Annotated in this window: 22 protein-coding genes; 19 read left to right on the top strand and 3 right to left on the bottom strand. The window is 62.2% G+C overall.

All coding sequences use genetic code 11. From position 1 onward, the window contains the following. Positions 1 to 210: 210 nt before the first annotated feature. Positions 211 to 1,809 carry a putative bifunctional diguanylate cyclase/phosphodiesterase gene (locus tag OH764_RS31330; protein WP_498849897.1) on the bottom strand — a complete coding sequence of 533 codons (1,599 nt, stop codon included), beginning with the start codon at positions 1,807 to 1,809 and terminating at the stop codon, positions 211 to 213. 515 nt (positions 1,810 to 2,324) lie between these two features. Here OH764_RS31330 and leuC point away from each other — a divergent pair. The 17 genes from leuC to OH764_RS31245 all read left to right on the top strand — a co-directional run bounded on the left by leuC (position 2,325) and on the right by OH764_RS31245 (position 21,471). Next, the gene (gene leuC, locus OH764_RS31325; protein WP_498849896.1) at positions 2,325 to 3,734 is read left to right on the top strand and encodes a 3-isopropylmalate dehydratase large subunit; all 1,410 of its coding nucleotides are present in this window, start codon (positions 2,325 to 2,327) and stop codon (positions 3,732 to 3,734) included. Positions 3,735 to 3,739: 5 nt separating this feature from the next. Then, a complete protein-coding gene (locus tag OH764_RS31320) occupies positions 3,740 to 3,898 on the top strand; it encodes an entericidin A/B family lipoprotein (RefSeq protein ID WP_020071059.1) in 159 nt (52 codons plus the stop codon). Positions 3,899 to 3,985: 87 nt separating this feature from the next. Further along, positions 3,986 to 4,639 (top strand): 3-isopropylmalate dehydratase small subunit, encoded by a 654-nt coding sequence (gene leuD, locus OH764_RS31315; RefSeq protein ID WP_020071058.1) that lies wholly within the window; start codon positions 3,986 to 3,988, stop codon positions 4,637 to 4,639. Positions 4,640 to 4,715: 76 nt separating this feature from the next. Further along, positions 4,716 to 5,783, top strand: a complete 1,068-nt coding sequence (leuB, locus tag OH764_RS31310; protein ID WP_498849895.1) for a 3-isopropylmalate dehydrogenase — start codon at positions 4,716 to 4,718, stop codon at positions 5,781 to 5,783. A 406-nt stretch (positions 5,784 to 6,189) separates the two neighbouring features. Next, the gene (gene asd / locus OH764_RS31305; RefSeq protein WP_027805102.1) at positions 6,190 to 7,311 is read left to right on the top strand and encodes an aspartate-semialdehyde dehydrogenase; all 1,122 of its coding nucleotides are present in this window, start codon (positions 6,190 to 6,192) and stop codon (positions 7,309 to 7,311) included. A 140-nt stretch (positions 7,312 to 7,451) separates the two neighbouring features. After that, positions 7,452 to 9,761, top strand: a complete 2,310-nt coding sequence (locus OH764_RS31300) for a motility hub landmark protein FimV (RefSeq protein WP_498849894.1) — start codon at positions 7,452 to 7,454, stop codon at positions 9,759 to 9,761. Further along, on the top strand, positions 9,758 to 10,576 hold the full coding sequence (truA, locus tag OH764_RS31295) for a tRNA pseudouridine synthase A (RefSeq protein WP_498849893.1): 819 nt from the start codon (positions 9,758 to 9,760) through the stop codon (positions 10,574 to 10,576). Before OH764_RS31300 ends, truA begins: the two co-directional genes overlap by 4 nt. Further along, on the top strand, positions 10,566 to 11,291 hold the full coding sequence (locus tag OH764_RS31290; protein ID WP_498849892.1) for a phosphoribosylanthranilate isomerase: 726 nt from the start codon (positions 10,566 to 10,568) through the stop codon (positions 11,289 to 11,291). The genes truA and OH764_RS31290 overlap by 11 nt, the downstream gene beginning before the upstream one ends. Before the next feature lie 52 nt (positions 11,292 to 11,343). Then, positions 11,344 to 12,537 carry a tryptophan synthase subunit beta gene (trpB, locus tag OH764_RS31285; RefSeq protein ID WP_498849891.1) on the top strand — a complete coding sequence of 398 codons (1,194 nt, stop codon included), beginning with the start codon at positions 11,344 to 11,346 and terminating at the stop codon, positions 12,535 to 12,537. An 11-nt stretch (positions 12,538 to 12,548) separates the two neighbouring features. Further along, entirely contained in the window at positions 12,549 to 13,460 is a 912-nt protein-coding gene (locus OH764_RS31280; protein WP_498849890.1) for a DNA-methyltransferase, read from the top strand. Between the two features lie 50 nt (positions 13,461 to 13,510). Next, positions 13,511 to 14,323, top strand: a complete 813-nt coding sequence (gene trpA, locus OH764_RS31275) for a tryptophan synthase subunit alpha (RefSeq protein ID WP_498849889.1) — start codon at positions 13,511 to 13,513, stop codon at positions 14,321 to 14,323. Between the two features lie 79 nt (positions 14,324 to 14,402). Then, complete coding sequence (gene accD, locus OH764_RS31270) at positions 14,403 to 15,275, top strand: acetyl-CoA carboxylase, carboxyltransferase subunit beta (RefSeq protein WP_012428630.1); 873 nt, start codon at positions 14,403 to 14,405, stop codon at positions 15,273 to 15,275. Positions 15,276 to 15,461: 186 nt separating this feature from the next. Next, the gene (gene folC / locus OH764_RS31265) at positions 15,462 to 16,772 is read left to right on the top strand and encodes a bifunctional folylpolyglutamate synthase/dihydrofolate synthase (protein WP_498851335.1); all 1,311 of its coding nucleotides are present in this window, start codon (positions 15,462 to 15,464) and stop codon (positions 16,770 to 16,772) included. Between the two features lie 29 nt (positions 16,773 to 16,801). Continuing rightward, positions 16,802 to 17,761 carry an SPOR domain-containing protein gene (locus OH764_RS31260; RefSeq protein WP_498849888.1) on the top strand — a complete coding sequence of 320 codons (960 nt, stop codon included), beginning with the start codon at positions 16,802 to 16,804 and terminating at the stop codon, positions 17,759 to 17,761. Between the two features lie 7 nt (positions 17,762 to 17,768). Beyond that, positions 17,769 to 18,263: a CvpA family protein gene (locus tag OH764_RS31255; protein ID WP_020071047.1), complete on the top strand. Its 495-nt coding sequence runs from the start codon at positions 17,769 to 17,771 to the stop codon at positions 18,261 to 18,263. A 144-nt stretch (positions 18,264 to 18,407) separates the two neighbouring features. Then, positions 18,408 to 19,958, top strand: a complete 1,551-nt coding sequence (gene purF / locus OH764_RS31250; RefSeq protein WP_020071046.1) for an amidophosphoribosyltransferase — start codon at positions 18,408 to 18,410, stop codon at positions 19,956 to 19,958. Between the two features lie 322 nt (positions 19,959 to 20,280). Further along, the gene (locus OH764_RS31245) at positions 20,281 to 21,471 is read left to right on the top strand and encodes an O-succinylhomoserine sulfhydrylase (protein ID WP_027779565.1); all 1,191 of its coding nucleotides are present in this window, start codon (positions 20,281 to 20,283) and stop codon (positions 21,469 to 21,471) included. 126 nt (positions 21,472 to 21,597) lie between these two features. Here OH764_RS31245 and OH764_RS31240 read toward each other — a convergent pair whose 3' ends face one another. Then, positions 21,598 to 22,380, bottom strand: a complete 783-nt coding sequence (locus tag OH764_RS31240; protein WP_498849887.1) for a helix-turn-helix domain-containing protein — start codon at positions 22,378 to 22,380, stop codon at positions 21,598 to 21,600. Between the two features lie 34 nt (positions 22,381 to 22,414). Further along, complete coding sequence (locus OH764_RS31235) at positions 22,415 to 22,756, bottom strand: FKBP-type peptidyl-prolyl cis-trans isomerase (RefSeq protein ID WP_498849886.1); 342 nt, start codon at positions 22,754 to 22,756, stop codon at positions 22,415 to 22,417. Positions 22,757 to 22,938: 182 nt separating this feature from the next. Between OH764_RS31235 and OH764_RS31230 the strand changes: the two genes are divergently transcribed. Both OH764_RS31230 and OH764_RS31225 read left to right on the top strand, forming a co-directional pair. Then, positions 22,939 to 23,742, top strand: a complete 804-nt coding sequence (locus OH764_RS31230) for a sensor histidine kinase (RefSeq protein WP_498849885.1) — start codon at positions 22,939 to 22,941, stop codon at positions 23,740 to 23,742. 92 nt (positions 23,743 to 23,834) lie between these two features. Then, positions 23,835 to 25,178, top strand: a complete 1,344-nt coding sequence (locus tag OH764_RS31225) for a hemolysin family protein (RefSeq protein ID WP_498849884.1) — start codon at positions 23,835 to 23,837, stop codon at positions 25,176 to 25,178. Positions 25,179 to 25,204: the final 26 nt, after the last annotated feature.

Below are 25,204 nucleotides of genomic sequence, written 5' to 3'. Positions count from 1 at the left end.
AGAGCATTCGTGTGCACGGCACAACCCGAGAAATGCTCCGGGTGCGAAAGCCCGCTTGCCACTTCGCTCTGCTGCTTTCGGACCGGTCGTCACAGCCGCCGCCGTGCGGTCAAAGCCGCGGCAAGTCGACCTGGAACAAACAGCAGGCGGGCCGCATTATCAGCATCACGCAGTTGCAAGCTGAAGTCGCCTACATTACTTTCAATCGCGCTACGACACTCGTAACATGAATTCCGCCAGGGCCTTCGAGTCAAGCGGGCGGCTGACCACATAGCCTTGAATGGCATCGCACCCGGCGTCCTTCAGCTCTTCGGCCTGGTGTTGGCACTCGACGCCTTCCGCGATAGTTTTCATGCCCAGCGAACGTGCGAGACCGACAATGCCTCGAATGACCGTCGACGCCTTCTGTGACTCGGCCAGTGCTCGAACAAACGACTTGTCGATCTTCAGCGTGTCGATAGGCAGTCGGACCAGATAGCCGAGGCTGGAGTACCCAGAGCCAAAGTCGTCCAGCGATGTGGATATGCCCGCTTGCTTCAGCGCGGACAGAATCGACGTTGCCTTTTCGATATCGCTTACCAGCGAATCCTCCGTGACCTCAATGTCGATCATTGAGGGGGAAACGTCGTATTTCCTCGCGATATGGAGAATCCTGTCTGTAAGACCCACGCTCAGAAGTTGCCGAGCCGACAGATTGAGGCCGACTCGCGGTACGGATATGCCCTGTCCTCGCCATGCAGCAATATGCTGGCAAACTGCATTGAGCAGCCATTCGACGAGCGTTCCTTCATAAGGGGACTCAAGTAAGACTTCGAGGAATGCGTGCGGAGTCAGCAACCCTCGTTCAGGATGGCGCCAGCGAAGAAGTGCCTCGACACCGATTGCGGAATCGTTCGTAAGTGATATCTGAGGCTGGAAATGAAGCTCGAACTGGTTTGCCTCGAACGCTTCACGAAGATCCATGCGCAAAGCAAGGCGCTCACGCACGCCCCTATCGAGGGCTCCGTCGTACGAGCGCACCTGAAAACGTCCAGATGACTTCGCTGCGTACATAGCCGCGTCCGAGTGATTCAGCAACGTCTCCGCCGAATCCGGCGCTTCTCGCAACAGCGCGATGCCAATGCTGGCCGACAGTGAGATGGATCTTCCGGATACTTCGAATGGCGCTGCAAGTTCGCGAAGCACCGCATGCGCGAACGCTTCCGCCGCGCTTTCGGTGGTATTGCGTAACAACAGAACGAACTCGTCGCCCCCTACGCGTGCGGCGAAAAACGCAGGGTCGGGAATGGCCATCAGCCTTTTCGCAAAGCCGCGCAGCAGTTCATCGCCGACAGCATGACCAAAGGCGTCGTTGACTTCCTTGAAATGGTCCAGGTCGATAAACAGGACCGCATCCGAAGCATCGTGCGTAGAGCGAGGCGAAGCGGCCTCAGCGACCGCGCGTGACAGAACTTCCATGCACTTGCGCCGGTTCGCCAACCCGGTCAGATAGTCGTGGCTCGCTTCGAATTCCAGTTGCGCCGCGTGCTCGCGTTCACGTGTGACGTCGCGAAAGAGCACGGAAATGCCATCGTCGTGCGCAAACGAACGAGCCTCAAACCACGTGCCGAGCGGTGCGTAATAGTCAGTGTGCCGGCCGGGAAGACCCGTTGCCGCCGTCTCCTGATAGACGCGATAGTAGCCGGAGCCTACCAGGTCCGGGTAACACTGCCATATGTCGCGGCCAAGCAGATTTTGCCGTTCCTGCTGCAGGAATCGTTCAGCTGTGTGGTTGAGATAGGTGAAACGCCACGACCTGTCGATCGACATGAGTCCATCGCTCAAGCTGTCGAGCATGTCAGCGAGGTGGGTCGGTGCAGACTGTCGGGGGCCGGCATCTGTCGGGCGGGGAGGACGAGAGTCGGACTGTCGTTCCATTTTTTTGTCCTTCTATTCGCGTCGGATCAAAGGCGTCGCTCGTGCGCAAACCGGGGCTCGTCCATTCTAATCGTACTTGCCACCGTTTCGAACACTGAAAGCTGTCGCGCCGTTCCGCTGAGCGAGTCGGTCATTCATCGTGCATTGCGTTTGAAATCAATCCGTCGACCAACCGCTAACACTGTTCCTCGTGATGCGCCGCAAAGTTTCTGTGGGAACAGATTCCTCGTGCAAACACCACCACGATCTCCTCGCTCATCAGGGTAACGTCGATACAGGTATCGGCACTACCACCCAACTCACTGTTTTTTATCGCTTTTTCCCATCGCGGGGCGCCCCGGGGCGAGACTTTGCGTGGCATAATCGACCGACACAGTCAGCCCGCAGTCATTACTACCCCGCATACCATGGCACAGACTCTCTACGACAAATTGTGGAACACACACGTGATCCACACCGAAGAAGACGGCACGACGATTCTCTATATCGACCGTCACCTGCTGCACGAAGTGACCAGCCCCCAGGCGTTCGAAGGTCTGAAGCTGGCTCAGCGTCCGGTGTGGCGCATCAGCGCGAATCTGGCCGTTTCGGACCATAACGTGCCCACCACTGACCGCAGCCACGGCATCGCCGACCCGGTCTCGAAGCTGCAAGTCGATACGCTCGATTCGAACTGCGACGCCTACGGCATCACGCAGTTCAAGATGAACGACCTGCGTCAGGGCATCGTGCACATCATCGGGCCGGAACAGGGCGCTACGCTGCCGGGCATGACGATCGTCTGCGGCGACTCGCATACGTCCACGCACGGCGCGTTCGGCGCGCTGGCGCACGGCATCGGCACGTCGGAAGTCGAGCATGTGCTCGCCACGCAAACGCTCTTGCAGAAGAAAAGCAAGAACATGCTGGTGAAGGTAGAGGGGCCGTTGCCGCGCGGCTGCACGGCGAAAGACATCGTGCTCGCGATCATCGGCAAGATCGGCACCGCGGGCGGCACTGGCTACGCCATCGAATTCGGCGGCTCGACGATTCGCTCGCTGTCCATGGAAGGTCGCATGACAGTCTGCAACATGGCGATTGAAGCGGGCGCGCGTGCGGGCATGGTCGCGGTCGACGACACGACCATCGAATATCTGAGGGGCCGCCCGTTCTCGCCACAAGGCGCGGAGTGGGATCACGCGGTCGAGTACTGGAAGCAGTTCAAGTCGGACGAAGGCGCGCAGTTCGACCGCGTTGTCGAGCTCAACGCGGCGGACATCGTGCCGCAGGTTACCTGGGGCACGTCGCCGGAAATGGTCACGGCCGTAGACGGCCGCGTGCCGGATCCCGAGCGCGAGAAAGACCCGGTCAAGCGCGATGCAATGGAACGCGCGCTCAAATACATGGCGCTGGAACCGAATGCGCCGATCGAGTCGATCAAGCCGGATAAAATCTTCATTGGGTCGTGCACCAACGCGCGCATTGAAGACATTCGCGCTGCGGCTTACGTCGTGAAGAAGCTGGGTCGCCGCGTCGCGCCGAACATCCGTCTCGCCATGGTTGTGCCGGGTTCGGGTCTGGTGAAAGCGCAGGCGGAACGTGAAGGCCTCGACAAGGTCTTTACAGACGCTGGTTTCGAATGGCGTGAGCCGGGCTGCTCGATGTGTCTCGCGATGAACGCCGACCGGCTGGATCCGGGCGAGCGTTGCGCGTCCACGTCGAATCGTAATTTCGAAGGTCGTCAGGGCGCCGGTGGCCGTACCCATCTCGTGAGCCCCGCCATGGCCGCAGCCGCGGCCATCGAAGGGCATTTTGTCGATATTCGCAAGCTGGGATAAATCGCATGATGAAGAACATGAATCGCACCGCTCTTTTGCGCCGCTTCGCGCTCGGTACTCTGGCTGGGCTACTGCTCGGTCTGACCGGCTGCAACACGGTGCACGGATTTGGGCAGGACATGTCGCACCTCGGCAATTCGATCAGCAATCACGCTGAAAAATAACCGGTTTTTGATTTTTCGCCGGCGATGCGGCGAGCGGCTTTCATGCCGCCACGCGCATCGCCCGGTCCTGAAACAGGCGCAAGCGTCATGGATAAATTCACCGTACACACCGGCGTCGTGGCGCCGCTCGATCGCGAGAACGTCGACACGGACGCGATTATTCCGAAGCAATTCCTGAAGTCGATCAAGCGCACGGGTTTCGGTCCGAACGCGTTCGACGAATGGCGGTATCTCGACCACGGCGAGCCGGGTCAGGACAATTCGAAGCGTCCGCTGAATCCGGACTTCGTCCTGAACCAGCCGCGTTATCAGGGCGCTTCGGTGCTGCTCGCGCGCAAGAATTTCGGCTGCGGCAGCTCGCGTGAGCACGCGCCGTGGGCGCTTCAGCAATACGGCTTTCGCGCGATCATCGCGCCGAGTTTCGCCGACATCTTCTATAACAACTGCTTCAAGAATGGCTTGCTGCCGATCGTGCTGAGCGAACAGCAGGTCGATCACCTGTTCAACGAAACGTATGCGTTCAACGGTTTTCAGTTGACCATCGACCTCGAAGCGCAAGTCGTGCGCACTTCGGACGGCGGCACCGAATATCCGTTCGAAGTCGCGGCGTTCCGCAAGTACTGCCTGCTGAACGGTTTCGACGACATTGGCCTCACGCTGCGTCATGCCGACAAGATTCGCCAGTACGAAGCCGAGCGTATCGCGAAGCAGCCGTGGCTCGCGCATCGCATCGTCGGTTAAGACTTGCGCGCCTGAGTGCTTGAGGCGCCTGTTAGCTCGGGCTCGAAGCCTGGAAGAAAATCATTAAGGAATTCGCATGAAGATCGCAGTGCTGCGGGGCGACGGCATCGGTCCCGAAATCGTCAAAGAGGCCGTGAAGGTTCTGAACGTGCTTGGCGAAAAGTTTGAACTGGAAGAAGCGCCGGTTGGCGGCGCGGGCTACGAGGCGAAGGGTCATCCGCTGCCCGATTCCACGCTCGCGCTCGCTAAGGAAGCCGACGCCATTCTGTTCGGCGCCGTCGGCGACTGGAAGTACGACAAGCTCGAACGCGCGCTGCGCCCCGAGCAGGCGATTCTCGGTCTGCGCAAGCATTTGCAATTGTTCGCGAACTTCCGTCCGGCAATCTGCTATCCGCAATTGACCGGTGCGTCGTCGCTGAAGGAAGAGATCGTTTCGGGCCTGGATATTCTGATCGTGCGCGAGTTGAACGGCGACATCTACTTCGGCGCGCCGCGCGGCGTGCGCGAAGCGCCGGACGGCCTGTTCGCCGGCTCGAAGGAAGGCTTCGACACGATGCGCTACTCGGAGCCCGAAGTGCGCCGCATCGCCCACGTCGCGTTTCAGGCCGCGCAGAAGCGCGGCAAGAAGCTCACATCGGTGGATAAAGCCAATGTGCTCGAAACGTCGCAATTCTGGAAAGACGTCATGATCGACGTGTCGAAGGAATACGCCGACGTCGAGTTGTCGCACATGTACGTCGACAACGCCGCGATGCAACTCGTCAAGGCGCCGAAGTCGTTCGACGTGATCGTGACCGGCAACATGTTCGGCGACATTCTTTCGGACGAAGCGGCAATGCTGACGGGCTCGATCGGCATGCTGCCGTCGGCCTCGCTCGACAAGAACAACAAGGGCTTGTACGAGCCGTCGCACGGTTCCGCGCCGGACATCGCGGGCAAGGGCGTCGCGAATCCGCTCGCCACCATTTTGTCGGCGGCCATGATGCTGCGTTATTCGCTGAACAAGGCCGAGCAGGCAGATCGCATCGAAAATGCGGTAAAGAAGGTGCTCGAACAAGGCTACCGAACCGGCGACATTCTGACGCCCGGTTGCAAGCAGGTCGGCACTGTCGCAATGGGCGACGCCGTGGTCGCGGCGCTGTAACTACCGGTCGCGCGCGTACCAGCTTTTGGCTGCGCGCCTGGCTTGACGGAAGAGCAGTCAGTTCGCTCGGTCAGGTCACTAATCAGCCTCAAAAACGCGAATCGGCCTTCAAAAAGGCTGATTCGTGCGTAATACGGACGGCAGCGACGGACATTGACGTCGCCGGATTCCGGTTTTCGTGTATATTGTAGCGATGGCACAAACGGCAAAAATCTCCTCGATTTCGAAACTGCACGGCAAAACGGCCCGTGTGGTTAAGCTCGCCATTACCACCGCAACATCCAATAAAACGATTACCCCGAAAACGATCACGAAGCGCTGATCGTCCGTCGTGCCCGCTCATCTTCCCCGCGCGGTCACTGCGGGCAAAGATGCGGGGAAGTTTCCACTCGAAGGGTATGAAGTCATGAACGTAGGTCTCGTAGGTTGGCGCGGCATGGTCGGCAGCGTCCTGATGCAACGCATGCAACAGGAAGGTGATTTCGACTTGATCGAACCGGTGTTTTTCAGCACCAGCAACGCGGGCGGCAACGCGCCGTCGTTCGCCAAAAACGAGACCAAGCTCAAAGATGCAACAAGCATCGAAGACCTGAAGAAGTGCGAAGCAATCATCTCCTGCCAAGGCGGCGACTACACGAACGAGGTGTTCCCGAAGCTGCGCGCGGCCGGCTGGAACGGCTACTGGATCGACGCGGCTTCGTCGCTGCGCATGAAGGACGACGCGGTCATCATTCTCGATCCGGTCAACCTCGACGTGATCAAGAACGCGCTTGTGAAGGGGCAGAAGAATTTCATCGGCGGTAATTGCACGGTCAGCCTGATGCTGATGGCGCTCGGTGGCCTGTTCCGCGAAAACCTCGTCGACTGGATGACGGCCATGACGTATCAGGCCGCGTCGGGCGCGGGCGCGCAAAACATGCGTGAATTGCTGCAGCAAATGGGCACGCTATACGGCGCAGCCAAAGAAGATCTGGCTGATCCGTCGTCGGCGATTCTCGATATCGACCGCCGCGTGTTGTCCGCCATGAATAGCGACCGCATGCCGACCGACAACTTCGGTGTGCCGCTCGCCGGCTCGCTGATTCCGTGGATCGACAAAGACCTCGGCAACGGCATGTCGAAGGAAGAGTGGAAGGGCGGCGCCGAAACCAACAAGATTCTCGGCAAGCCGGCCATGGGCACGCCGGGTTCGATTCCGGTAGACGGCCTGTGCGTGCGGATCGGCGCAATGCGTTGCCACTCGCAGGCGTTGACCATCAAGCTGAACAAGGACGTGCCGCTCGACGAAGTGAACAGCATCCTCGCTTCGGGCAATGACTGGGTCAAGGTTGTCCCGAACGAGCGCGAAGCGTCCATGCGCGACCTCTCGCCGGCAGTGGTCACGGGAACGCTTACGGTGCCGGTCGGCCGGGTGCGCAAGCTGGCTATGGGCGGCGAATATCTGTCGGCATTCACGGTCGGCGACCAGCTGTTGTGGGGCGCGGCCGAGCCGCTGCGCCGTATGCTTCGCATTGTGCTCGACAAGTAAAGTAAACTACGCGGTCACGACGCGTAGAAAACTCAAGAAGCGTCGCGCTTGCGCGGCGCTTTTTTCATTTGTGTGCTCCGAATATCTTGTCTTTTTATAACCGCAAAAAAGGGCCGCGCGCTGACGCGCCAGGAGTCCCGATGAATCTTCGACTCTCTTCCCTTCGGGCCATGTTTGCGCGCCCAGATACCGGCCGCCTTGCGGTCGCAGCCGCTTTGGCGTTGATGCTGGCTGGCGCCGCTTCGAGCAGCGCCATGGCCGCGCCCGTCGACGCAGCGAGCGCGCCGGAAGGCGCTTCGGTATCCGCCTCCGGAACCACGGCCGTCTCCTCTGCGACTGGCGGCCAATACACGGTGCGGCCCGGTCAGTCGCTGAATGACGTGGCGATTGCCGTCACGCAGTCACACGACCGCGCCACGCTCGCTCGCGCGGCCCGTGCGCTCTTCGACGCGAATCCGAGCGCCTTCATGGGTCACGATCCGAGCCGCTTGCGATTGGGCTCAGTGCTGAACGTGCCGGCGCTGGACGCGTCGGGCGCAGTTGCCGCCTCTGCAGCGGCTCCGGCATCGGCGTCGACGGCCGACAGTGGCTCGGCGGCGAATGCGGCAGTCGGGTCCGGCGCAAGCAGCGCCGCGCCGGGCAATGCACCAGCGGCGAGTGCAGCAGGCGGGCAAAGCCCCGCTACGCAAGCTGCGACGTCGCCCGCGCCTGCGGTTCAGGGCTCGGCTAGCGACGCAAGCTCCGCTGTGTCGAGCGACGCGGCATCGTCGGCTGCTGCTGCCGGATCGCAAGCTACATCGGCTGCGAGCGGCACGCATGTGTGGGCCGGCTCGGTCCAGCCTTCGGCAAGCGAGGCAGCCGCAGCCACTGGCGCCTCGCAGCCGCGCGCGCAAGTGTCGAGCTTGCAGCAGTTGCTCGCGCTCAAGAATCGCGTGCTGATGGAGTTGCAGAAGCACGGCATCGGCAAGGCTCCCGCAGCGCCGGTCGCGCCTGTTGCAAGCGGCACGCAATCGGCGGGGGGCGCGTCGTCTGCCGCGGTCGTGGCCAGTCATCCTGGCACTGCATCCGCCACGTCGAACGACACTGGCATTTCGCAGACGAACCTTGCGATCGCCGCGGCGGTCGGCGCTGCGCTGGTCGTGCTGTTGACCGCCTTGCGTCTTGGCCGGCGCAAGCGTGAGCGTCTGGCGCAGGAGGAACACGCTGCATCAGCGGACGGCATAGCGGCGTCCGGCGCGGCTGAGCCGTCCAATCGGGTTGTGCCTGCAGACGACGCGGCCGAGCCGAATCTGACCGGCGCGGACGCCGCCGCCGCGCAGCATGCGGCCGCGATGGCCGCCGCCGAGCGCGAAGCTGCCGAGGGCGAAGCCGCCGCTCGGGAAATGTCGGAGCGTGTTGCCGCAGAGCGCGAGGCGGAGATTCGCGCAGCCGCTTCGCGCGAGGCTGAAGCGCGCCAGGCGGCGGAGTTGGGAGCAGCAGAGCCGGATGCTGCGCAATTCGCTGCCGACGAGGTCGCGGGCGTGCGCGAGACGGCGCAGCCGGCCGGAGGGCATGAGCCATCGGCGGACTTCCCGGCGCCGAGCGCCGAGCTAAGCGAGGACCACGCCGCGCGCGCGGAAGCCGCTGCACTGGAACAATCCGAACTCCCGCCGGCCCAACTCCACCACGAACTGGACGCCGCGACCACGGTCGCCAGCCTCGACGCCGCCGCCGAGCTAGGCGCCGACGCGCTGCCGCTCGAGCCGCTCGAGCCGGTTAACGAAGCATGGGAGCCGGAACCGCTTTCGCATCGTCTCGAATGGGACGACGAGCCGTTGCCGGCCGAGCCGATGGAGCCTTTGAGCCCTCAACCGCTGGCGACAACCGCGCAAGTCCACGACGATCAAGTCGACACTCCCGCGCAACCGGCAGCGGCCGACCAGCCGCGCGTCCAGGCGCCGGCGGACTTCCCGCGCGATGCCCTTGATGCATTCGGCAGTCTCGATATGCCCCTGCCGCCGCGCGTGGAATCGGCGGCAGAAACCGTTCATGCGCCGGAGTCGCTGAGCACACAGCCCGTCGCGTCTCAGGAAGCGACAGCGCGGCAAGCCGTGCTGCCGCCCGATGCGGAGGAAGCCCCGCATGCGGCCGACGAAATCGCAGCCGGGACCGCCGGCCGTGCTGCCGTGGCAGGTCTCGGTGCCGGCAACCTGGGCACAGCGGGCTTCGGCGCGCTGAAGCTCGATTTCGATCTGGAGTTGCCGCCAAGCCCGGCCCAGCCGCTGCCGGCGTTCACGCCTGCCGACCTTGCGCGCATCGCACGCAACAAGCTGGACCTGGCGGCCGAGTACATCGAACTGGGCGACCTTGCCGGCGCACGCACGCTGATTAACGAAGTGATCGAGTCAAACGATCCGGGCACGCGCAACGACGCCCGCGCGTTGCTCTCGACGCTCGCTCCGTTGTCGTGAAGCGGATTGCTTTAGGCGTCCAGTACGACGGTTCGGCGTTCTGCGGATGGCAGTCGCAGCCGCATGGCAACACGGTTCAGGACGAGCTCGAAAAGGCGCTGCGCGAATTCGCACAGACGCCGGTGCATACTGTCGTCGCCGGTCGCACGGACACGGGCGTGCACGGGCTCGGCCAGGTCGTGCATTTCGATACGGAGCTCGACCGGGCGGACATTTCGTGGATTCGCGGGACGAACTCGTTTTTGCCGAAAACAATCTCCGTGCAGTGGGCGAAGCCGATGCCGGAAGCGTTCCACGCGCGGTTTTCGGCGTTCGAGCGCACGTATTACTATCTGTTGTACGTGCATCCCGTGCGCTCGCCGATGCTCGCAGCGCGCGCCGGTTGGGTGCACACGTCGCTCGATATAGACGCGATGCGGGCAGCCGCCGCCCTTTTGATTGGTGAACACGACTTTTCGGCGTTTCGCTCGTCGCAATGTCAGGCCAAGATGCCGGTCAAGCATCTGTATCAGATCGACATTCAGCAACAGGGCGACTTCATCCACTTCCGCTTCCGGGCTAACGCGTTCCTGCATCACATGGTGCGCAACCTGATGGGGTGCCTGGTCTACGTCGGCAAGGGTCGACGCCCCGTCGCGTGGATGGCCGAAGTGCTCGCGAGCCGCGACCGCGAATCGGCGGCGCCGACCTTCATGCCGGACGGGTTGTATCTCGCGCAAGTGGGCTATCCTGAGCACTTCGCGGTGCCCGCGCCGCAGACCGGCAGCGTGCCGTGGAGTACCGTATGGAACGAGCAGGCACATCATGAACTTTGAAAATCACGGGACCGACAGCCTCGCGAATGACGCCGGCGCTGCCGCGCCTGAGCAAGGCATTCCGCGGCGCACGCGCATCAAGCTGTGCGGGCTGTCGAAACCCGCGGACGTCAGCTGCGCGATAGATCTCGGCGCCGACGCCATCGGCCTCGTGTTCTACCCACCGAGCCCGCGTTCAGTGAGCGTTGCGCAGGCCGTCGAGCTTGTGCATCAAGTGCCGCCGTTCGTGTCGGTGGTCGGCTTGTTCGTGAACCCCACGCCAGACTGGATGCGCGAGGTAGTCAGTAACGTCGGGCTTTCGCTGCTGCAGTTTCACGGCGACGAGACGGCGGACCAGTGCGAATCGCTCGCCAGCGTTGCGGGTTTGCCTTGGTTGCGCGCGCTGCGAGTTGCGGCGGATACTCAACCGGCTGATTTGGTAAAATCGGCTCTCAACTATTCAGCTGCCAGTGGCTTTCTGTTCGACACCCATGTCGAAGGCTATGGCGGCGGCGGGAAGGTTTTCGATTGGTCACTTATTCCAGCAGAGCTCGCGCGTCGGGCCGTTTTGAGTGGTGGGTTGAACGCGCAAAACGTCAGTGACGCGATCCATCGCGTGCGCCCGTACGCGGTCGATGTCTCGAGCGGCATCGAAGTACCGGGCGCCAGGGGCGTGAAAGATCACGCCCGGATGGCGGCATTCGTGCGCGCGGTGCGCGCGGCTGATGCCGGATGATTTCGCGGCGCGGCACCTCAAAGCTGCCGCGCGCCAGATATGAGTGATCACCATGTACAACTTGCCTGACGAAAGAGGCCATTTCGGCCAGTTTGGCGGCGTGTTCGTCGCTGAAACGCTTGTGCACGCGCTCGACGAGCTGCGTGCTGCCTACGAGAAATTCCAGAAAGATCCTGAGTTCGTCGCCGAATACCAGCGCGAACTGAAGTATTTCGTTGGCCGGCCGTCGCCGATTTACCACGCGCAGCGTTGGAGCGAATTGTTGGGCGGCGCGCAGATTTTTCTCAAGCGCGAAGACCTTAATCACACTGGCGCACACAAGATCAACAACGTGATCGGCCAGGCATTGCTGGCCAAGCGCATGGGCAAACCGCGCGTGATCGCCGAAACCGGCGCCGGCCAGCACGGCGTCGCCACGGCGACCATCGCCGCGCGTTTCGGTATGGAATGCGTGGTCTACATGGGCGCCGAAGACGTGCGCCGCCAGGCCGCGAACGTGTACCGGATGAAGCTGCTCGGCGCCTCCGTTGTGCCGGTCGAGTCGGGGTCGCGCACGCTGAAGGACGCGCTGAACGAAGCAATGCGCGACTGGGTGACGAACGTCGAAAACACGTTCTATATCATCGGCACGGTGGCGGGGCCGCATCCTTATCCGATGATGGTGCGCGACTTCCAGCGTGTGATCGGCGACGAGTGCAAAGTGCAGATGCCCGAACTCATTGGACGGCAACCTGACGCGGTGATCGCGTGCGTTGGCGGCGGTTCGAACGCAATGGGCATTTTTTACCCGTACATCGATGACACTGCGGTCAAGCTCATCGGCGTGGAAGCAGCGGGCGACGGCATCGAGTCGGGCCGTCACGCCGCCTCGCTGATCGGCGGCAGTCCGGGGGTTCTGCACGGTAACCGTACTTATCTGCTTCAGGACGAGAACGGGCAGATCATCGAGACACATTCGATCTCGGCGGGCCTCGATTATCCGGGCGTCGGACCTGAGCATGCGTGGCTAAAAGAGATCAACCGCGCCCAATACGTTGGTATCACCGACGAAGAAGCGCTCAAGGCGTTTCACGACTGCTGCCGCATCGAGGGCATCATTCCGGCGCTGGAGTCCAGCCACGCGCTGGCTTACGCCACGAAGCTCGCGCCGACGCTGCCCAAGGACAAGCACCTTCTGGTGAACCTGTCGGGCCGCGGCGACAAGGACATGCACACGGTCGCCGAGCGATCGGGCATCCAGTTCTGAGCACCGCAACGATGCGTGACGAGTTCGACGAGCCGCAACCGGCGACCACTGAAATAGCGCCGGCCGGCGAGCCTCTGACGCCCGGCGTGCCTGCTCTGCTTTTGCCGCAGGTGCCTGCGGGCATCCAGTTGTTGAACCGCGATTTTCTGACCGATGTAGCGAACATTCCCGACGGGTCGATCGACCTGATCCTATGCGATCCGCCATATGGGCTCGGCAAGGATTATGGCAACGACTCCGACATGCGAACCGGCGACGATTTTCTCGCCTGGACGCGCGGTTGGCTGGAGCTGGCAATCCCGAAGCTCAAGCCGTCGGGCTCGCTTTATATCTTTTGCACGTGGCAGTACGCACCGGAAATCTTCAGCTTCCTGAAGACAAAACTCACGATGATCAACGAAATCATCTGGGACCGGCGCGTGCCGAGCATGGGCGGAACGGTCCGCCGGTTTACTTCGGTGCACGACAACATCGGCTTTTTCGCGGTGTCGAAAGATTACTATTTCGACCTCGATCCCGTCCGCATCCCGTACGATGCAGTCACGAAGAAGGCTCGTTCGCGTAAGTTGTTCGAGGGCAGTAAGTGGCTGGAGCTTGGCTATAATCCGAAGGACGTCTGGTCTGTATCGAGGCTGCACCGGCAACACGCCGAGCGCGTCGATCATCCCACGCAAAAGCCTTTGGAGATTGTCGAGCGAATGGTGCTGGCAAGTTGTCCGAAGGGCGGCCGCGTGCTCGATCCTTTCATGGGCAGCGGCACCACCGCAGTCGCTTGCGCCCGTCAGCAGCGCGAATTCGTCGGCTATGAGATCAATGAAAGTTACTGCGCGATAGCGCGCGAACGCGTGAGCGCGGCTGCTTCCACGCCCGCACCGCGTCGGCCGGCCAAACCCAAGGCTCAGCGGCAAACCGAAGTTCAATGACGCAACGCGCCGAGCGCCAGCGCAGCAGTAGCTTAATCGAGAATAACTCCATGTCCCGTATCAAGAACACGTTCGACGCGCTGTCTGCGCAAGGCAAAAAAGGCCTGATTCCGTTCATGACAGCCGGCGATCCGGATCCAGCCCGCACGGTCGAATTCATGCACGCGCTTGCCGCAGGCGGCGCCGATGTGATCGAGCTCGGCGTGCCGTTTTCCGACCCAATGGCGGACGGTCCGGTCATCCAGCAGTCGTCCGAGCGGGCACTCGCACACGGCGTGTCGCTGCGCCACGTGATCGCCGACGTGAAACGCTTCCGCGAGACCAACAACACCACGCCGGTCGTGCTGATGGGCTACGCCAATCCCATCGAACGCATGGGCGCTGAAGCCTTCGCGAAGGAAGCGAAGGAAGCGGGCGTCGACGGTGTGCTGGTGGTCGACTATCCGCCGGAAGAATGCGCTAACTTCGCCGAAAAAATGCGCTCCGCGGGCATCGACCCGATCTTTTTGCTGGCGCCCACGTCGACCGACGAACGTATCGCGGAAGTCGGCAAAATAGCCAGCGGCTACGTCTATTACGTCTCGTTGAAAGGCGTGACCGGAGCGGCAAATCTGGACGTTTCCAGCATCGCGAGTAAAATCCCGGCCATCAAGTCGCGCGTGCCCTTGCCGGTGGGCGTCGGTTTTGGCATCCGTGACGCCGAAACGGCGCGTCTCGTGGCCGAAGTATCCGACGCCGTTGTGATCGGCAGCCGTATCGTGCAATTGCTCGAGCAGACGGCTCCCGAGGCTGCCGCCGGGACGCTCACGCGCTTCGTCGCCGAAGTGCGCGAGGCGCTCGATAGCATCGCGACCGCCCGATAACAGTAATTTTGTCGTCTGTAGTGCGAGCGGCGGGTTTGTCCCGCCGTTTGCTCGACCGTTGACCCCAGAAGGATTGAATATGAGCTGGCTCGATAAGCTGCTGCCGCCGAAAATCAAACAAACCGACCCAAAGAACCGCAAGGGGATTCCGGAAGGCCTGTGGATCAAGTGCCCGTCGTGCGAAGCTGTGCTGTACCGCAACGACGTCGAGGCCAACCTGCACGTTTGCCCGAAGTGCGATCACCACATGCGTATCGGCGCGCGCGAGCGGCTGGACGGCTTGCTGGATCCTGAAGGCCGCTATGAAATCGGTCAGGAAATCGTCCCGGTCGACGCCCTCAAGTTCAAAGACAGCCGCAAGTACCCAGACCGCCTGAAAGAGGCGATGGACGACACCGACGAAACCGACGCAATGGTCGTCATGGGCGGCGCGATCCACACGCTGCCAGTTGTCGTAGCCTGCTTCGAATTCTCGTTCATGGGCGGCTCGATGGGCTCGGTGGTCGGCGAGCGCTTCGCGCGCGGCGCCCAGAACGCGCTCGAGCAAAAAGTGCCGTTCATCTGCTTCACCGCTTCGGGCGGCGCGCGGATGCAGGAAAGCCTGCTCTCGCTGATGCAAATGGCGAAAACCACCGCCATGCTGACCAAGCTGGCCGAAGCCAAGCTGCCGTTCATCTCGGTGCTGACCGACCCAACCATGGGCGGTGTCTCGGCGAGTTTTGCGTTCCTCGGCGACGTCGTGATCGCGGAACCGAAGGCGCTGATCGGCTTCGCCGGCCCGCGTGTGATCGAACAAACCGTGCGTGAAAAACTGCCGGAAGGCTTCCAGCGCGCCGAGTTCCTGCTGACGAAGGGCGCCATCGACATGATCGTGGACCGTCGCAAGCTGCGCGAAGAACTCGCTCAACTCATGGCGTTGCTGAGCCATCAGCCGGCGGACGCCGTCGCGTAATCGTCGCTTGACGGGCACGGCCCGTCGAACGTCGTCCTCGTTGAAAAGCAGCAAAAACAGCGCGCCGCGTGAGCAATCAAGCGGCGCGCTGTCATTTCCGGGATAATCACGGTCTCACCTGCAGCACCATGTGCCGTCCCGCGCATGTTCGTCGCACCGCTCAATGATTTTCTCGCGATTCACCCGATGACCACATTCCCCACCCTCGACGCGTGCCTCACGCACCTTGAATCCGCGCATCCGGTCGGCATCGACATGGGTCTCACGCGCATCAGTCAGGTGCGCGACGCGATGCAGCTGTCGTTCGCGTGCCCGGTGATCACGGTCGGCGGAACGAACGGTAAAGGCTCGACGTGCGCGATCCTCGAATCGATTCTGTTGCGCGCCGGTTTTACCGTGGGTTGTCATACTTCTCCGCATTTGCTGTCGTTTAACGAGCGCGCGCGGATAAACGGCGAGGTGGCGAGCGACGCCGAGCTGCTGTCGCACTTCGAAAAGGTCGAAACCGCGCGGGCAAGCCTTGCCGAGCCGGTTTCGCTCACTTACTTCGAATTCACGACGCTGGCGATCATGAGCCTCTTTGCGTCGCGCGGACTAGACGTGGTGATTTTCGAAGTCGGTTTGGGTGGCCGCCTCGACGCGGTGAACATTCTCGACGCCGATTGCGCGATCATCACGAGCATCGACATCGACCACACCGAATACCTCGGCGACACGCGAGAGAAAATCGCGCTCGAAAAGGCTGGTATTTTCCGGGCCGGCAAGCCGGCGATCTGTGCGGACCCGGTCCCGCCGCAAACGCTGATCGACTATGCCGACCAGATTGGCGCCGAATTGTGGTTATTCGGCCGCGATTTCCGCTACGAAGGGCAGGCCGGCAGCGAGCGCCAGCAATGGAGCTACGTCGGCCCGACGCTGCGGCGGTCCGCGCTCGCCTATCCGGCGCTGCGCGGCGCGAATCAGTTGATCAATACCTCCGCGGCGCTGGCCGGTCTGGAGGCGCTCCGCGATCGTCTGCCGGTCTCGGCCCAGGACATCCGGCTCGGTCTCGCGAACGTCGAATTGCCAGGACGTTTCCAGGTCCTGCCGGGTAAACCGGCAGTCGTGCTGGACGTCGGCCACAATCCGCATGCGGCTGCCGTGCTGAGCCAGAACCTCGGCAACATGGGCTTTTTTCCGTACACGTACGGGGTGTTCGGCATGATGGGCGATAAGGATATTGCCGGCGTGCTCGCGCATCTGAAGGGCGAGATCGATCACTGGTGTGTAACGGATCTGCCGACGCCGCGAGCGGCATCAGCGGAAGAACTGGAAGCCGCCTTGCACGCGCAAGGCGTGGGCGACAGCGCCGACAGCACTGTGACGCGCTACGCCACGCCCGCAGAGGCGTACCAAGATGCGCTAAAGCGGGCGTCAGAGAATGATAGAATTGTGGTTTTCGGCAGTTTCTATACGGTAGCCGGTGTTATGGCCTACCGTAAATCGCAGCAACACTGAACGGGCGCCACGCTCGAACCAAGCGATTCATGGGAATTTTCTCGTTCGGCAAGAAAGACGACGCGCCCAGCCGGCGCGACGCAAACACCAGTTCCACCCGGGCTGCCCGTAGCGAGCGCGTGGAGCGGCGGACCCGCCGCACGGAGCGCACCGTCGACGCCGATGCGATGCTGCTCGACCCCACGTTGCCCGAAAAGCAGCGCGCGCGGCGTCGGCTGGTTGGTGCAATCGCAATGGTCGTGGCGGCGGTGGTCGTGCTGCCCATGGTGCTCGACTCGCATCCGAAGCCTGTCACAGACGACATCTCCATCGACATTCCGAGTCGCCCGGCGCCCAAGCTCGCGCGGCGCGAGGAAGACACTCAGGCTGGCGTAGCGCCGGACAATCCGACGCCCGACTCAGCGCTTGCGGCTTCAGGCCTCGCGCCCGCTACCTCGACCGCGCAAACGCAGTCAGGCGGCGCAAAGAAGAACGCAACACAGGAAGCAAAGCAGGACGCCAAGCCGGCGGAAGCCATCACGAATCCTGCGCCCGCCGCCAAGCCGGCTGTGAAGCCGCAGGCACCCGCCGTTGCGGCCAACTCCGCGCCTGCACCTGCGCCAGCCATCGCGGCGCCAGCCGTTGCGGCGAAGCCGGCCAGCAAGCCGGCACCGCATAGCAATGCAACGTCCGCCGCGCCATCGGCGGAGGAATCCAACGCCGTCGCCAATACGGACGCGAATTCGGGCACGCCGGCATCGCCGCCGGGCAGCCGTTTCGCTGTCCAGCTCGGCGCTTTTGCAAACGAAGCGAATGCGCGCAGTTGGGCAACCAAGTTGAAAGCGGCCGGAGTGCCCGCATATACCGAACATCGGAAACAGGCTGACGGCACATCGCTCACACTTTTGCGTGCCGGCCCGTTCGCGGACCGGGCAGCGGCAAGCGCCGCAATTGCAAAGGTTCGTGAGGCCGGCCTGGCGTCGGGCGTGAACAACGGCGCTGCACAGTAAGCGAGCGATGTTCACTGCCTTCGACTACGCTGTAATGGCGGTGATCGGTTTGTCGGCCTTGCGCGGCACGTGGCGCGGGTTTTTGTCGGAAGTGTTCGGGCTCATCGGCTGGATTGCGGCGTTTTTCATTGCTTGCCGCTTCGTCGGTTATGTCGTGCCGTATATCCCGTCCACGTGGCCGGGCGGCGCGTTGACACAGTGGCTGCTGGCCTTCGCGTTGGTAGCGATCGGTGTGGTGCTGGTGGCGAGCGTGCTGAACGCGCTGCTTGGCCGCATCGTGCAGGCTACCGGCCTGAGCGGAGTGGACCGCTCGCTCGGTTTAATGTTCGGCCTCGTGCGTGGGGTCGTTCTGGTGCTGATTCTGGTCGCCCTTGCAGGCTTGACCGAATTGCCCCAACAGGAATTCTGGCGCAACGCCTTGCTGCGGCCATATGCGGTAGAGGGCGTGCACGTAATGAAACCGCTGCTTCCGGAGACGCTCGCTGCCTACGTCCGCGTGTGACGAGCAAACGAGTGTCTAAGGAACGCCGCAGGAATCCGGCTCAAACCGGCTGCCTCTACATCATGTCGCGAACCCGCGCGTCATATCGTGCGCTTGCGAGGCACCGGCCGCTCTGACGAATTTCGTACCTTTGAAGGACATGCCATGTGCGGCATCGTAGGCGTAGTTTCCCATTCTCCGGTCAACCAGCTGATCTATGACAGCCTGCTGCTCCTGCAGCACCGCGGTCAGGACGCCGCCGGCATCGCCACGGCGAACGGCAGCAATTTCCACATGCACAAGGCCAACGGCATGGTGCGCGACGTGTTCCGCACGCGCAACATGCGCAGCCTGCCGGGCAACACCGGCATCGGCCAGGTGCGCTACCCGACCGCCGGCTCGGCGTCGAGCGAAGAAGAAGCCCAGCCGTTCTACGTGAACGCGCCGTTCGGCATCATCCTCGCCCACAACGGCAATCTGACCAACTGGCAGCAGCTGAAAGATGAGATGTTCCGCATCGATCGCCGCCACATCAACACGAATTCCGACACGGAAGTCATGCTCAACGTGCTCGCGCACGAATTGCAGCTTTCGAGCTCCGGCCTGCAACTAGATCCGGCTGCGCTATTCAAGGCCGTGTCGGGTGTGCATCGCCGGGTGCGTGGTTCGTATGCGATTGTTTCGCTGATCGCCGGCTACGGCCTGCTCGGCTTCCGCGACCCGTTCGGTATTCGTCCGCTTTGCCTCGGCAAGCAGGAAACGGCGGAAGGCGTCGAGTGGATTCTCGCGTCGGAGTCGGTGGCGATCGAAGGTATCGGTTTCGAATTCGTGCGCGACATCGCCCCGGGCGAAGCGATTTTCATCGACATCGAAGGCAATCTGCATTCGCAGCAGTGCGCGACGAACCCGAGCCTGAACCCGTGCATTTTCGAGCTCGTGTATCTGGCGCGTCCGGATTCGGTGCTCGACGGTGTTCCGGTCTACAACGTGCGCCTGCGCATGGGCGACTATCTCGCCGAGAAGATCAGGCGCGAGCTGCCTGACGTCGCAATCGATGTCGTGATGCCGATTCCCGATTCGTCCCGTCCGGCCGCGATGCAGGTCGCGAAGAAGCTGGGCGTGGAGTATCGCGAAGGTTTCTTCAAGAACCGTTATGTCGGCCGCACGTTCATCATGCCCGGCCAGGCGGTGCGCAAGAAGTCGGTGCGCCAGAAGCTGAACGCCATGGGCATCGAGTTCAAGGGCAAAAACGTGCTGATCGTGGACGACTCGATCGTGCGTGGCACCACCTCGCATGAAATCGTGCAGATGGCGCGCGATGCCGGCGCGAACAAGGTGATTTTTGCTTCGGCCGCGCCGCCGGTGAAATTCCCGAACGTCTACGGTATCGACATGCCGACGCGCGGCGAACTCGTCGCTCATGGCCGCTCGGACGAAGAAGTGGCACGCATGATCGGTGCGGACCATCTCGTCTATCAGGACGTCGATGCGCTCAAGCAGGCCGTTCGCGACATCAATCCGGCGCTGAAGGAGTTTGAAGCGTCGTGTTTCGACGGCAACTACGTGACCGGCGACGTGACCACGGAGTATCTCGACCGTATCGAGACCGCGCGTCTCGCACCGTCTTCGCAGTCGGATCGCGATGCTGCGAGCGAAGCGATCGACGGCGGCGGGCCAGCGCGCTCGCAGCTGCATTTGCAGTTGTCGGTGGGCTGACTTCAGAACTGGCGTTCGCGGCATGGCGCGCCTGGCTGCACGCCGCGCCGCGAGCGTGTTAGCATGGCAGCTTGCGTCGATTTGATCTCAGCTTGCGGACGCGGGGCAACCCAAAACAGCTAAAGCGAATGGTGGACAAGCCGCAACCATCCGCCTCCGCTCCAGCTTTCCCCGCATATGAAGCCCGCTTGTACCGACGCAAAAGCGCCGGCACAGAAGCGGGCTTTTTTGTTGCTGACGTTCGGCCGCGGTTTCGCTGCATACAACTGCATACCAACCGCGCACCGAACGCAGTCATGGAACATTGGAAACCACAACGAACATGGACGACTCCCTGAACTTCGATACGCTGGCAGTCCGCTCGGGCACGGTGCGCAGCGACTTCAACGAGCATTCCGAAGCGATATTCCTGACGTCGAGCTTCGTCTTCGCGAGCGCCGCGGACGCCGCCGAGCGCTTCAAGAATTCCGAGGACTATTACACGTATTCGCGCTTCACCAACCCGACCGTCTCGATGTTCCAGGACCGTCTGGCCGCGCTCGAAGGCGGCGAAGCGTGCATGGCAACTGCTTCGGGAATGGCCGCGATCATGTCCGTCGTGATGTCCACGCTGCAAGCGGGCGACCACCTCGTCAGTTCGCAGGCGTTGTTCGGTTCCACGCTCGGCATGTTCTCGCAGATTTTCAGCAAGTTCGGCATCACCACCACGTTTGTCGATCCGACGAATCTGGACGCGTGGAAAAACGCCGTGCGTCCGGAGACGAAGATGTTCTTCCTCGAAACGCCGTCGAATCCGCTGACCGAGGTCGCCGACATCGAAGCAATCAGCAAGATCGCCAAAGCCGCCAATGCGTTGTTCGTGGTCGACAACTGTTTCTGCAGCCCGGCCCTGCAACAGCCGCTGAAGCTTGGCGCCGACGTCGTCATGCATTCGGCCACGAAGTTCCTCGACGGCCAAGGGCGTGTGCTGGGCGGCGCGCTGGTCGGCTCGAAGAAGTTCATCATGGAAAAGGTGTTTCCGTTCGTGCGGAGCGCCGGGCCGACCTTGTCCGCCTTCAACGCATGGGTGTTGCTCAAGGGCATGGAAACGCTGTCGCTGCGCGTCGAAAAGCAGTCGGCAAACGCGCTTGAAATTGCACGCTGGCTCGATGACCATCCCGCCGTAAATCGCGTGTTTTATCCCGGGCTCGAGTCGCATCCGCAACACGCGCTGGCCATGCGTCAGCAGAAGGCGGGCGGCGCGATCGTCTCGTTCGAGTTGAAGGGCGACACGCCGGAACAGATGCGAGCGAATGCCTGGCGCGTAATCGACAGCACGAAAATCTGCTCGATCACCGGCAATCTTGGCGACACGCGCACGACCATCACCCATCCAGCGACGACAACGCATGGCCGCGTGACGCCCGAAGCGCGCGCTGCTGCAGGCATCACGGAAGGCTTGATTCGACTCGCCGTGGGGCTGGAGAACGCAGCGGATATCCGCGCCGATCTGGAGCGCGGTCTGGCAGGCTGAGGCAGTCTGCGTTATCGAAAAGAGTGGGTACATGGCGCGCTGAGATGGTCGGTCAGCGCGCCTTTTTCATGCCGCAATGCGTGGCGTTTCACCGCGTCATTGGGTCGACGCTCAACTGCGCGACGCTCAATGCCGCAACGCTCGCCATTGACCGGGCGCGAGACCAAACCGTCGCGTGAATGCGTGCGTATAAGCGCTTTGATCGCCGAAGCCGATGTCCAGCGCAATGTCAGTCAGCGAAAGCCGTGGATCGGCGAGTAGCGTGAGCGACGTATCGAGCCGCAGCCGCTGCAAATAGCGATGCGGCGTTTCGCCGAACGCTTCGATAAAAAGCTGGTGAAAGCGCCGCATGCCGAAGCCGCAATGCGCGGCGAGATCGGCGATACGTAGCGGCTCTGATAAATGCGCGCGCAGCCAGCTGTCGATTCTCGCGAAGTCGAGTCCCGCGGCCGGCGCGTCGGCTTCGGTGCCTTTCATCGCCGCGCCCGCCACCAGCGCGGCGCCTAGACGTGCGGCAGCGTCCCAATGGAAACGACGGGCGTCGAGATCGTCCGCTGCCGCTCCGTTCGCGGCCCGCGACGCAATGCGCTGAATAAGGTCGGTAAGCGGCGCGTCGACGGCGACGGCTCGCGCACGGTCAAACAGACGCTCCGGCACAGCGAGCGTGGTAGCCGGAAGATCCAGCACCAGCTGCCGGTTCTCGCCAAGACCCGCGTAATCGTGCCGCGCGCCCGCGGGAATGAGCCAGGCGCAGTGTGCGTCGATCCGTTGCGCGACACCGTCCACCGACATCACCATCGCGCCATGGAGCCCGAGTACGACCTGGTGAAAGTCGTGCACGTCCGACGCTTGCGCCGCCTCGAAGCGGCGCAGCGAAACGCTCGGTGCGGTAACGGCGGCGTGGGTCATCGGGAAGGCGCCATGGCGAACAGCAAACGACGATTTAGACGTCGAGCAATTCGACTTCGAACACGAGCGCCGCGTTGGGCGGAATCACGCCGCCCGCGCCACGCACGCCGTAGCCGAGTTGCGGCGGAATGGTCAGCTTGCGCGTTCCGCCGACCTTCATGCCTTGCACGCCTTCGTCCCAGCCCTTGATGACCATGCCGCCGCCCAGCACGAACGCAAACGGATCATTGCGGTCCTTGCTCGAGTCGAACTTCTGGCCGTCGGTCAGCCAGCCGGTGTAGTGCACGCTGACGGTCTTGCCAGCAACCGCTTCCGCACCCGTTCCTTCAACGATGTCTTCATACTTCAAGCCGGATTCGGTAGTCACAGTCGACATATGTCGCTCCTCAGTTCAAAACGTGAAACCGACATTGTAGGCGCGTTGGCGTGGTGCGGTCGAACAATGCCGCGTGGCACGACGATTGCGTTCCAGCCGTCCATCCGGCCAGGGTGGTGACGCCCGGCGGCATGCCTATAATGGGGCTCCCCAATCATGATGCATTGCCAGAGAGGTCGATCGTGACAACGTCTTCAACCGGATCCGCTGGCGCACAACCGGTGACTTCCGGCTTCGCCGTATCCGAACGCACCGCGCATTTGCGCGCTGAAACCGCGCTGTTCATGCGCGACCACGTGCTCTCGCTGGTATCGCACGATCTGCGTGGTCCATTGAACGCTATCCATAGCTGGGCTTACGTGCTCGAACGTAAGCTCGACCCCAACGATCCCAATTCGCAGCGCGCGGTCACCGGCATCCGCAATGGCGTGGACCAGCAGGTCAAGCTGCTCGAAACGATCGTCGACGCCACGCGCGCCGAAACCAAAACGCTCGCGCTCGCTTATGAGCCGTTCCCGCTTCATCCGTTGCTCGATGAAACCGCCGAAGCGGTACGCTCAGCACTCGCGCGTTCGCGACGCGTGGAGATCGCGATCAACTCTCAGCTCGCTACCGAGCAACTGAATGGCGATCGCGAGCGTCTTGCCGCCGCGCTGTGGCTAATGCTCACGTTTGCCGTCGAATCCAGCGCAGAAGATGCGACTGTCACGCTGGAATCGCGCGCGGACGCAACCAGCTGGCATGCTGCTGTAACGTACCAGACGAGCGCCGCGCTGGACGATCCGTCGCTGCCTCATGTGCTCGAAGCGTTCGCGCGCAAGCAGGCTCGGGAAACGCGGGAAGCTAACCGCATCGCGTGGGTGCTTGCGCTCTGCAAGCGCGTCGCGCAGGCGCATGGCGGGAGCTTCGACCAGCTTGACGCCACTGAAGCCGCGCCGGCCACGCTCGCTTTGCGTGTTCCGTTGAGCGCGTCGTCGCCCCGATGAATGGCCGCGCCTTGCGCACGTTGTTGGCGATTAACTTTTCGGCGAGCTTTCAACCTCTATACTGACAACTTTTGTCGCCGGAGCTCTCCGCTTTGATCCAGGTTGTCGCCCTTATCGGTGCGTTGTTTCTCGTCGCCCTGAACGGTTTCTTTGTTGCCGCCGAATTCGGCCTGGTCAAACTGCGGCAGACGCGCGTGCAGAGCCTCGCCGAAAGGCACGGCATGCGCGGACGTCTGCTCGCCAAGGTGCATGGCCGCCTCGACGCTTATTTGTCAGCCTGTCAGCTGGGCATCACGCTCGCGTCGCTCGGCCTGGGCTGGATCGGCGAGCCTGCGTTTGCCGAACTGCTCACACCGCTTTTCAGCCTCGCTGGCGTGGAATCCGAGAAACTGATCCACGGCATTTCGCTTTTCTTCGCGTTTTCGTGTATTTCGTTTCTGCATATCGTGGTGGGAGAACTTGCGCCGAAGTCGCTCGCAATTCGCGAAGCGGAGAAGGTCTCGCTGTGGGCCGCCACGCCGTTGTACGGCTTTTATTGGGCGATGTATCCGGCCATCTGGGTGCTCAACACAAGTGCCAATGCAGTGTTGAGGCTCGCCGGTCTGAACGCCGACCATGCACACGACTCCCATTACTCCACCGACGAACTGAAGCTGATTCTGCGCAGCCGCCGCACCAACGTTGCATCGGAACGCGGCGCGCCGGAAGACGCGTATAGCCAGGACGAGTGGAACACCATTGCGCATTCGCTCGACTTTTCGCGCATGACGGTGTCCGACCTGATGCGGCCGTCGTATGAAATGATCGGCTTGCGGCTCGACTTGCCGCTGCGAGAGAACATGCAGGTCGTGGCGCGGCATCGCTTTAGCCGCTATCCGTTGTTCGAGGACGCCTCCGGCGAGCGCGTCGCCGGCATGATCCATTTGAAGGACCTGCTGCTGGCGCGCCACGCCGGCAGTACGCTCGACGATCTCAAGCAGTACGCGCGCCCCGTTCAATACGTGAAGCCGGAAATGCCGGCGCTCGAGCTGTTTCGCCGCTTCCGCAAGGGTGCGCCGCACTTCGCGCTGGTCGGTCACAAGAACTCGAAGCCTATCGGTTTCCTCACGCTCGACAACCTGCTCGGCGCGCTGGTCGGACAGATTCACGACGAATTCCGTCAGGGCGACGCCGACTGGACTCGCATGGACGACGGCACGTTGATGGGCAAGGGCAGCTTGCCGGTCGTGTCGCTGGAGCGCGCGCTGGGTATCGACATCGATGAAGGCAAGGCCGAATCGGTTGGCGGCCTCGTCATTCAGGCGCTCAACGATTTGCCTACAGAAGGGCAGCGTGTGGAATTCGATCGCTTCGACGTCGTCGTGAAAAAGATGAAGGGTCCGCGCATCGTGCTGGTGCGCGTGTACCCCAAGGTCTTCGACGACGAAGGCGGTTAGCGTCTCACGACTCCAACACCGCCTTC

Source organism: Burkholderia sp. M6-3, from assembly GCF_050858985.1.
In the GTDB taxonomy this organism is placed as follows: Bacteria; Pseudomonadota; Gammaproteobacteria; order Burkholderiales; family Burkholderiaceae; genus Paraburkholderia; species Paraburkholderia caledonica.
Note: the sequence above shows the minus strand (reverse complement) of the source record. Positions and strands in the feature narration are given on the sequence as shown.

Bases quoted from the DNA above. Each gene is read 5' to 3' on its own strand.
- asd (WP_027805102.1), top strand. From the start codon at position 6,190: ATGAACGTAGGTCTCGTAGGTTGGCGCGGCATGGTCGGCAGCGTCCTG.
- folC (WP_498851335.1), top strand. From the start codon at position 15,462: ATGACCACATTCCCCACCCTCGACGCGTGCCTCACGCACCTTGAATCC.
- OH764_RS31240 (WP_498849887.1), bottom strand. From the start codon at position 22,380: ATGACCCACGCCGCCGTTACCGCACCGAGCGTTTCGCTGCGCCGCTTC.
- OH764_RS31330 (WP_498849897.1), bottom strand. From the start codon at position 1,809: ATGTCGATCGACAGGTCGTGGCGTTTCACCTATCTCAACCACACAGCT.
- OH764_RS31260 (WP_498849888.1), top strand. From the start codon at position 16,802: ATGGGAATTTTCTCGTTCGGCAAGAAAGACGACGCGCCCAGCCGGCGC.
- leuD (WP_020071058.1), top strand. From the start codon at position 3,986: ATGGATAAATTCACCGTACACACCGGCGTCGTGGCGCCGCTCGATCGC.
- trpB (WP_498849891.1), top strand. From the start codon at position 11,344: ATGTACAACTTGCCTGACGAAAGAGGCCATTTCGGCCAGTTTGGCGGC.
- accD (WP_012428630.1), top strand. From the start codon at position 14,403: ATGAGCTGGCTCGATAAGCTGCTGCCGCCGAAAATCAAACAAACCGAC.
- OH764_RS31280 (WP_498849890.1), top strand. From the start codon at position 12,549: ATGCGTGACGAGTTCGACGAGCCGCAACCGGCGACCACTGAAATAGCG.
- OH764_RS31300 (WP_498849894.1), top strand. From the start codon at position 7,452: ATGAATCTTCGACTCTCTTCCCTTCGGGCCATGTTTGCGCGCCCAGAT.
- OH764_RS31245 (WP_027779565.1), top strand. From the start codon at position 20,281: ATGGACGACTCCCTGAACTTCGATACGCTGGCAGTCCGCTCGGGCACG.
- OH764_RS31290 (WP_498849892.1), top strand. From the start codon at position 10,566: ATGAACTTTGAAAATCACGGGACCGACAGCCTCGCGAATGACGCCGGC.
- leuB (WP_498849895.1), top strand. From the start codon at position 4,716: ATGAAGATCGCAGTGCTGCGGGGCGACGGCATCGGTCCCGAAATCGTC.
- trpA (WP_498849889.1), top strand. From the start codon at position 13,511: ATGTCCCGTATCAAGAACACGTTCGACGCGCTGTCTGCGCAAGGCAAA.
- purF (WP_020071046.1), top strand. From the start codon at position 18,408: ATGTGCGGCATCGTAGGCGTAGTTTCCCATTCTCCGGTCAACCAGCTG.
- OH764_RS31235 (WP_498849886.1), bottom strand. From the start codon at position 22,756: ATGTCGACTGTGACTACCGAATCCGGCTTGAAGTATGAAGACATCGTT.
- OH764_RS31320 (WP_020071059.1), top strand. From the start codon at position 3,740: ATGATGAAGAACATGAATCGCACCGCTCTTTTGCGCCGCTTCGCGCTC.
- leuC (WP_498849896.1), top strand. From the start codon at position 2,325: ATGGCACAGACTCTCTACGACAAATTGTGGAACACACACGTGATCCAC.
- OH764_RS31255 (WP_020071047.1), top strand. From the start codon at position 17,769: ATGTTCACTGCCTTCGACTACGCTGTAATGGCGGTGATCGGTTTGTCG.